The organism is Marinimicrobium sp. UBA4509 (genome assembly GCF_002388575.1).
Lineage (GTDB): Bacteria > Pseudomonadota > Gammaproteobacteria > Pseudomonadales > Cellvibrionaceae > Marinimicrobium > Marinimicrobium koreense.
Map to the genome: position 1 here is coordinate 130,191 of NZ_DGMV01000060.1, position 1,211 is coordinate 131,401.

Consider the following 1,211-nt stretch of genomic DNA (forward strand, 5'->3'; position numbering starts at 1 on the left):
TCAGCAGCAGGCCGACAATAAAACCGGCGGCGCCCATGCCGGCCTTCTGGAAAAAGCTGATGCCACCGAACGCCAGGCCCGATACACGCTTGCCGGTTTTCGCCTGACCGTAGTCCACGGACTCGGCAATCGCGCTCCAGAACACCGGCGCGTGCAGGTCGACCACGAAGGAAATCAGGAAGTAGAGAATAAACGCCAGCCAGATATCTCCGGGCTGAACCGCGAAGAACATGATTACGCTCAATACCCCAACGGCCAACTGGGTCCAGCGAAAGAGCTGGATTTTGCAGTAGCGTTTGGTAATCCAGGTGGAGGCGATCATGGCCAACAGCGCCCCAGTGACCCCGGTGGTCATGAAGGCGGAGAGCATTTTGGCATCGGCTCCCAGGTAATACTTGGCGTAATAGGCGGCCACGGAGCTGCGGATCACATAGCCCAGAGTGCCGGTAAAGCACACCGCACACAGCACCAACCACTGGTCGTTTTTCAGCAGAATCTTGAGCTGCTCGCCGAAAGTCTTGTCCTGCACCTCGTGCTTCACCCGCTCGGTGGTGGTAAAGAAACAGAACAGGAACAACAGCGTACCGAGAATCCCCATCAGCCCCATGGAGGCTTGGTAACCCACCGCCAGGTCACCATCGCCCCAGGCTTCCGCCATGATCGGCACAATAATGGTGACCAGAAACGCGGCCACTTTGGCCAGAAACAGACGATAGCCGTTCGCCGACAGGCGCTCTTTCGGGTCCGCCGTCAATACGCCAATCAGGGAGATATAGGGAATAGTCACGGAGGTGAACATCACCGTCACCAGAATGTAAGTGGCGTAAGCCCACACCAGCTTGGCGTTGTAACTCCAGTCCGGCGTGGTGAACATCAGGAAGATGGACAGACCGAAGGGCACAGACAGGAATAAAAAGTACGGACGGTAGCGCCCCCAACGGGTGTCCACCTTGTCGGTGATCATGCCCATCAATGGGTCGGTAAAGGCATCCACCAGTCGAGCCACCAGGAACAGAATCCCCATATGCGACGGCTTCAATCCGAAGATATCGGTATAGAAATAGGCCACGATGAGGAACATGGAGGAGATCACCAGGTTGACCGCGGTATCACCGCTGCCAAAACCCACTTTCTCCAATACCGTCAGTTTCTGGGTTTTCATTCGCTTGGGCTCTTATTGTCAGGTGATGTCAGATACAAAAACGGCGGGC

General features: G+C 56.1%; 1 protein-coding gene. It reads right to left on the bottom strand.

Features of this window, described 5'->3' with window-relative positions; all coding sequences use genetic code 11:
• Positions 1-1,162: MFS transporter (locus tag B3520_RS11910; RefSeq protein WP_286876126.1), on the bottom strand; the 1,162-nt coding region annotated here is incomplete at its 3' end.
• Positions 1,163-1,211 lie beyond the last annotated feature (49 nt).